The following is a 7,027-nucleotide window of genomic DNA, read 5'->3' on the forward strand; positions in this document are numbered from 1 at the left end:
TCACCATGGGCTTTATATCCTTCGGCGATTAAGTAATCCATCATATCAGTCTTACTTTTATCTAAATCTTCTAAAGTTAAGTTTCCGTTTTTAGGTAAATTAATTATGGCAATATCTAACGCTGTAAATAGGCCTGCTTTATTGGTTGGCGAGACTCCTGCTTGTTTTAATGCTTTTACTAAGGGTAAATTAAATTGGCTAATAGCTAAATCGGCTAAGTTATATAAAACGGTAAAATTGTCATAAATAGGCATATCATTAAGTGAAGGTACTTGCTTCATTAACGCAAAAATATACTCATTAGGTAGACCGTTATTTATAGCTACTGCGAGTTCATTTACCGTAAATTGATTTACTGCGATTACATGCTCAAATTCGTCAATTGAAAGTTTATTTGCATTGAGCATAAGTAGCGTGGCGGGAGAGATAACATTACTACCTTCAATACGAATAAACGACTGCAAATAAGTGGTAAACGTGTCGGAATTGTTTAATAGTGCATAGAGGGTTTCTTTTTTTACATTTTCATCAAGTGGAACGTTAAATGTTAAACCAGCAGGGCTTTGGGTAGCCGAACCTAACTGCTGCACCATCTCTTTTACTTTATCAGTGGTGAAATTTTGAATAGCTTCAATGCCTTGCCAGTCAGCTAAAATAGCTATGCTTTCAATTATTTTATAGTCTTTTTTTTGTTTATCTTTAATCGCTTCTTTAAGTAGCGTTGTATATGACTGATAAGGTGCCTCGTACAAACCTGAATACATTAATAGGTCGGCGACAGAAGTACCTTTGTTGAGTTCATTTTTAAAAAATAAAGTAAGCGATTGGTTTATTTTATTTATTTTGTATGCTTTATCAGCCGATTTATTTTTACAAAGGCTAATTTCGTGTTTTAGTTTTACTACTTTCTGTTGTGGGGATGCTTGAACGATCTGCTTTTGTTGTTTTATTTTGGGCTGAACTATATTTGAGGCAGGTTTTAAATTTTGCTTTACTACTGGTGAGCTGGATTGAGCTATAAATATATAAGTTGCCAATACAACCGTAGCAATGGCAATAAGCGCCAGGGGTCCTTTTTTCATAAACGTTAATCCTTTAGGTTCACTATTTCAATTATCCACATGGTACTATTTTAGATACTAATAGTGTAAGAGGCTTTAATAAAGTATTAATTTATTAAAGCCATTTTATAGGCTGCTAATTCAGTTTGCTTTTAATGCAATTTCATTTTAGGGCGCACTACTCGCAGTACTTTTTCGCTTATCCATAATGCAAAGGTTTTTGCGCTACCGTGTATGGCGCGTTGGTGCATACGATATAAAGATATATACATAAAGCGGGCAATTTTACCTTCAATAAAAAAGGTATTGCTGGTTAGGTTGCCCATTAAGTTACCTACCGTGCTGTAGCTCGATAAGTTAACTAGCGAGCCATGGTCGCTGTATTTAAAGCCGCGTAGTGGTTGCTGCTTTAACGTGGCGATGAGATTTTTTTCGACGCATAACGCCATTTGATGCGCCGATTGTGCGCGTGGTGGTACTTGCTTGCCGTCGGCTTGGGTAAATGCGCAGCAATCGCCTAATACAAAAATGCTTTCGTCAACGGTGCTTTGTAAAAACTCGTTTACTTGAATTTGGTTGCTACGAGTAAGCTCAAAAATACCTAAGTCTTTAATAAAATCAGGTGCTTTTACGCCTGCCGCCCACACCATTATATCGGCATCAATGTGTTCTTCATCTTTGGTGATAAAGCCTTGTGCGGTGCCTTCTTTTACTTGCGTTTGTTCGCGCACGTTTACGCCAAGCTTTAATAGCTCGCGTTTGGCACTTACGGCAATACGCTCTGGTAATGCAGGTAAAATACGCGGGCCGGCTTCAATTAAATGAATATGCAAACGCTTAGACGACATATTTGTTAAGCCATAAAGCTTTAATAGCTCAGACACATGGTAAAGCTCAGCTGAGAGTTCAACACCCGTAGCACCGCCGCCTACAATGGCAATATTAAGTGATTGCTGTTGGTTGTCGTCTTGATGAAGGCGCGTAAAGCTATCTAGTAATGAGTGCTGAAAGCGCTCTGCTTGTTGGCTTGAATCTAAAAAGTAGCAGTGCTCTTTTATACCAGGGGTATTAAAGTCGTTACTTACGCTGCCGATGGCAATAACAAGGTGATCGTAACGAACTGTACGCCCAGGTAAAATAGTGTGGCCTAACTCGTCGTTTAATGGGGAGAGGGTAATTGTTTTATTGCTTTGGTCTATATTGCAAAAGGTACCAAGTTGAAAACGATAATGGTGTTTTGCGGCATGGGCTGAATACACAACGCCATCTAAATCAGGGTCAATAGAGCCTGTCGCTACTTCGTGCAGTAACGGCTTCCATATGTGGGTACGGTTTTTGTCTATTAACAGTATATCTGCTTGTTTTTTTTTCCCTAGCTTATGCCCCAGTTGGGTTGCAAGTTCTAATCCGCCAGCACCACCGCCAATAACGACGATTTTAGGTATTGTAATACTCATAACGTTGCCCTTAAAAATAATATACCCAAGTGATCTGTATTTTTATTAGTTTTTTAAGGTGACTTGGGTATCAATAAATTATTTTGGCAACAAGTAGTTACTACTCATTTTATGGGTGCCTAGTTTGCGCCTAAATAAAACCGATGTCAGCAATAAATAATGTTATTTGTTGTATACTGAGTTGCAAATATTTCATACACACCGAGTTGCAAATATTTTATCTACACCGAGTTGCAAATATTTTATCTACACCGCATTTTTATAAGCATGACTATTGTTTAGCCATCAAAAGGACATTTATGACCACGCCACTAATTCAATCACTTGAGCAGCACTTTGGTTTTAGCCAGTTTAGAACAGGGCAACAACAAACTATAGAGCAGCTTTTAAATGGTCAATCGTCGTTGGCTATATTTCCGACCGGCTCGGGTAAATCGTTGTGCTATCAATTAACTGCGTTGCATTTACCAAATTTAACCTTAGTGGTTTCGCCTTTACTTGCATTGATGAAAGATCAAATTAGCTTTTTAAATAGCAAAGGTATTTATGCTGCCAGCCTTGATTCGAGCCAAGATCAAATGCAAAGCAGCACCGTAATGAATGATGTGCGAAACGGTAAAATTAAAGTATTAATGGTGTCGGTTGAGCGCTTTAAAAACGAGCGTTTTAGAGAGTTTATAAGCCAAGTGGCGCTTTCGATGTTAGTGGTAGACGAAGCGCACTGTATATCAGAATGGGGCCATAACTTTAGACCCGACTACCTTAAACTGCCGCGTTACCGCGAAGAGCTTAATATTCCTTTAGTGTTGTTACTTACTGCAACGGCCACTAAAAAAGTAAAACGCGATATGGCAGAGCGCTTTGCTATTGCGCCTGAGTGCATTGTGCAAACGGGCTTTTACCGCGCTAATTTAGATTTAAGCGTGCTGAGCGTTAAAACCGCCGATAAAAACACCGAGCTTGCCAACATTGTACGCGCGCAAAGTGGCCCTGGTATTGTGTATGTAACGCTACAGCAAAGCGCTGAGCAAGTTGCTAATGTGCTAAGTGCGCAAGGTGTGCATGCCGTTGCTTACCATGCAGGGCTTGAAGATACGCTACGCTGGCAAATTCAAGATGACTTTATGGGCGGTAAAATTAACGTTGTAGTGGCAACCATAGCCTTTGGTATGGGCGTTGATAAATCGGATATTCGCTTTGTTATACATTACGACTTACCTAAATCGATAGAAAACTACAGCCAAGAAATTGGCCGAGCAGGGCGCGATGGCGATCCATCAAACTGCTACACGCTTGCTAACCTAGACGGCCTAAATACGGTAGAAAACTTTGTATATGGCGACACCCCTGAGCTTAGCGGGATTGAATACGTAATTAACGATATTCGCCAAAGCGACCAGCAATGGGAAATGCAAGAATACAGCCTTTCAAGCGAAAGTAATATTAGGCAACTAGCCCTTAAAACCTTGTTAGTACAGCTTGAAATGCAAGGCGCAATAACGCCACAATATGCTTACTACGCCGATTTTAAATACAAATTTTTGGTTGATAAAAACGAGCTACTTGGTCATTTTGATGAGCAACGCCAAGCATTTTTAACGCAAATATTTAGCCATACCGATTTTAAAAAAATATGGGGCACGCTAAATTTTGACTCCCTTACGCAAGCCGCGCAGGTTGATCGCAAACGCGTAGTGGCTGCTCTTGACTACCTAGCCGAAAAAAACCTAATAACGCTCGAAACCAAACGTATTACCCAAGTATACAAAGTGCATGGAGGGGTTATAAATAACCCAGAACTTGCCCAGCAACTTCATGACTACTTTACCGATAAAGAACAAGCCGAAATTAAACGTATTGCTGCACTGGTACGCTTTTTTGAGCTACAAAGTTGCTTAAGCTATAACTTAGCGCGCTATTTTGACGATCAAAATGCACCTGATCAATGTGGGCATTGTAGTGTGTGTAGAGGCCATGCGGTTAAGCTTGAGTACTCTATAGAGCCTGCATATATTGACGAGCAACTTATTTATCAAAAGGTAGATGAATTTTTAGCGCATATGGCAGGCAAAGGTAATCATAATGTGGGGATTGAAACCCAATGCCGCTTTTTAGCGGGGATGAGTGTGCCGTTATTTGCGCGTAATAAAGTACGCCAACTGAGTGGTTTTGCGCTGTGCGAGCAAATGCGTTACAGCGATATTAAAGCAAAACTACTAGCGCGTTAAATTAGTTACTGTATCCTAGTGGCTTATTCAAAAAAGTAAGCCACTATGCCTCATATTGTTATTCCCGTTGAAAATATTTCTACTACCCCAGAGCCCGTTACGTGTGCTAACTGCCAAGCCTGTTGTTGCCAATTAGAAGTGCGCATAGTGACCGACACCGGCGTACCATTTCATTATATTGAATACGATAAATGGGGCAGCGAAGTAATGAAACGTGCTGACGACGGTTGGTGCCAAGCACTCGACCGTAATACGCTTATGTGCTCTATTTACGAAAACCGCCCATTAGTATGTCGCGAGTTTGAAATGGCGTCGGGTGAGTGTATTACCGAGCGCGATTTAGCAGGTATATAGTCCGCTATTATTAATGTACATAAATAACAAAGGGGCTTAAAAGCCCCTTTGTTTATTGCTTACTATAAAAATTAAACTTTAAAGTAGCTAATATACTTTTTAAGCGTGTTTGAAAGGTCAGCTAATGCAACAGCTTCTTGTGCGTTACTGTTAAGCGACATGCTGGTTTCTTTGGACATACTGGCAATTTCTTCTACGCCAGTACTAATTTGCGCCACGGTGGCTACTTGGTTTGATGTTGATTCAACAATTTCAAGCACATTACTTAATGAATCGTTAGCTTGTTGCTGTATTTGATGCAGTAACTCGTTTGCTTCGTGAGTAAGCGTTAGGCCATTTTCTACTTGTGGTACTGTGGTTTCCATAGCTGTTACCGACGCTTGCGTGTTTTCTTGTACTTGCAAAATCATCTTTTCAATATCGCCTGTTGCGTCGCCAGTGCGCTGGGCAAGTTGTCTTACCTCGTCAGCAACAACAGCAAACCCTCGGCCTGTTTCGCCTGCTCTTGCAGCTTCTATTGCTGCATTTAGTGCAAGCAAGTTTGTTTGATCAGAAATACTGCGGATCACACTTAAAATATCGCCAATGTGTTTTACATGTTCTTGCAGCACGTTTACTTGGGTAACTGTGGCTTTTACGGTTACTGAGATTTGCTCAATTTCGGCCGCTACTTTTTGCACTGCAATACTACCTTGCTGCGATAATTGCGCGGTTATTTTTGAGTTATCTTCTGTTTGCCTAACTGAGTCGGCTACAGCATGGATACTACGGCTCATTTCTTCTAGGCTGCTTACTGCCGAGTTTGTATAAGTTACTTGTGCGTCAGCGGCACTAAGTGCTTGCTGCGAGCCAGACGCTACGCTTGCAGAGTGAGTAGAAAGCTCTTCAGATGAGTTAATAATGCTATCTACAATGGTTTTTAATTTAGATTGCATCACCCCTACAGAAGCCATCATGCTATTTGGGCAACACGACTGTACATCGCCTCTTAAGTCGCCTTGGGCTATAAGGGCAATAACTTCTGCGGCTTCTTGTGGTTCGCCACCTACTGAATTTCTGATCAGTTGGCTAATAACATACGCAACGCTTATGCCTATTAAAAAGGCAAGTGCGGTGAGCGAAATCATCCAAATTTTAAACGAGCTGGCAATATCGAGAGTATCAATAGTGGTGGTTTGATTTGCTTGCTCTTGAAGGTTTATAAATTGGTTTATAACATTTAGCCACTGGGTAAACGCAGGGCGCGCATCGGTTAATAAAATGCGCTCAGCTTCGTTTAGGTTTCCTGCATTTTTAGCGTTTATTACACCTTGAATGAAAGGTTGAGTGCGCTGCTCTATTTGATTTATTTTATTAATTAGAGCGCGCTCTTCATTATTCATATTACCCACTAGCTTAGCCATAGAGCGGCTAGATGTTTGGTAAAAACCATCTAGCTCTTTTATGTTATTTAAAACAGTGCGTAAATTGTTTTGATCGCTAATTAGCACTACATCGCGCACGGCTATGGCTCTGTCGTGTACGCTGCCTCTAAAGTTAATAGCGTAACGCTGCTTTACCGAGTTTACGTCGGTCATGTGGGTAATGTTATTATTAATGAGGCTAACGCGGGAAATGCCAATGATGGTTAAAATAAGCATCATTGATAAAATTACGCCAAAACCGGTCGCTAAACGCATGTTTATTGTCATGGATGATTCCAAGTTTGAGTTAATACCAGTGAGGGGAGCCAGCATTATTAGTGATAATTTCAAAATAATATCGGCATTATGCCCTATAAACTGAAGCTTTATTAGCAATAAGGGGTATTTGTTAATTTAGTTTACAAGCGTAACTTTTGTGAGGAGTGTTTTTCAGGCATTAAAAAAGGGGCTAAATGCCTAATGCCAGTCAGTTAAGCTGACTGGCATTTTTCTTTTTATGGGGA

Annotated in this window: 4 protein-coding genes and 1 pseudogene; 2 read left to right on the forward strand and 3 right to left on the reverse strand. The window is 40.4% G+C overall.

The window, feature by feature from the left end; all coding sequences use genetic code 11:
• Positions 1 to 1,082: pseudogene (locus GQR46_RS13915) on the reverse strand (cupric reductase); the annotation flags it as partial.
• A gap of 131 nt (positions 1,083 to 1,213) precedes the next feature.
• On the reverse strand, positions 1,214 to 2,518 hold the full coding sequence (locus GQR46_RS13920) for an NAD(P)/FAD-dependent oxidoreductase (protein WP_165741260.1): 1,305 nt from the start codon (positions 2,516 to 2,518) through the stop codon (positions 1,214 to 1,216).
• Positions 2,519 to 2,817: 299 nt separating this feature from the next.
• Between GQR46_RS13920 and GQR46_RS13925 the strand changes: the two genes are divergently transcribed.
• Both GQR46_RS13925 and GQR46_RS13930 read left to right on the forward strand, forming a co-directional pair.
• Positions 2,818 to 4,746 carry a RecQ family ATP-dependent DNA helicase gene (locus GQR46_RS13925; RefSeq protein ID WP_165741261.1) on the forward strand — a complete coding sequence of 643 codons (1,929 nt, stop codon included), beginning with the start codon at positions 2,818 to 2,820 and terminating at the stop codon, positions 4,744 to 4,746.
• A gap of 45 nt (positions 4,747 to 4,791) precedes the next feature.
• Positions 4,792 to 5,100: a YkgJ family cysteine cluster protein gene (locus GQR46_RS13930; RefSeq protein WP_033024250.1), complete on the forward strand. Its 309-nt coding sequence runs from the start codon at positions 4,792 to 4,794 to the stop codon at positions 5,098 to 5,100.
• Positions 5,101 to 5,171: 71 nt separating this feature from the next.
• Here GQR46_RS13930 and GQR46_RS13935 read toward each other — a convergent pair whose 3' ends face one another.
• On the reverse strand, positions 5,172 to 6,791 hold the full coding sequence (locus GQR46_RS13935) for a methyl-accepting chemotaxis protein (RefSeq protein WP_165741262.1): 1,620 nt from the start codon (positions 6,789 to 6,791) through the stop codon (positions 5,172 to 5,174).
• Positions 6,792 to 7,027 lie beyond the last annotated feature (236 nt).

It is taken from the genome of Pseudoalteromonas sp. Z1A6 (assembly GCF_011378745.1).
In the GTDB taxonomy this organism is placed as follows: domain Bacteria; phylum Pseudomonadota; class Gammaproteobacteria; order Enterobacterales; family Alteromonadaceae; genus Pseudoalteromonas; species Pseudoalteromonas arctica.

What these genes read in the sequence shown, in the direction of transcription:
- GQR46_RS13920 (WP_165741260.1), bottom strand. Translation starts at nt 2,518, where the DNA reads ATGAGTATTACAATACCTAAAATCGTCGTTATTGGCGGTGGTGCTGGC.
- GQR46_RS13925 (WP_165741261.1), top strand. Translation starts at nt 2,818, where the DNA reads ATGACCACGCCACTAATTCAATCACTTGAGCAGCACTTTGGTTTTAGC.
- GQR46_RS13930 (WP_033024250.1), top strand. Translation starts at nt 4,792, where the DNA reads ATGCCTCATATTGTTATTCCCGTTGAAAATATTTCTACTACCCCAGAG.
- GQR46_RS13935 (WP_165741262.1), bottom strand. Translation starts at nt 6,791, where the DNA reads ATGACAATAAACATGCGTTTAGCGACCGGTTTTGGCGTAATTTTATCA.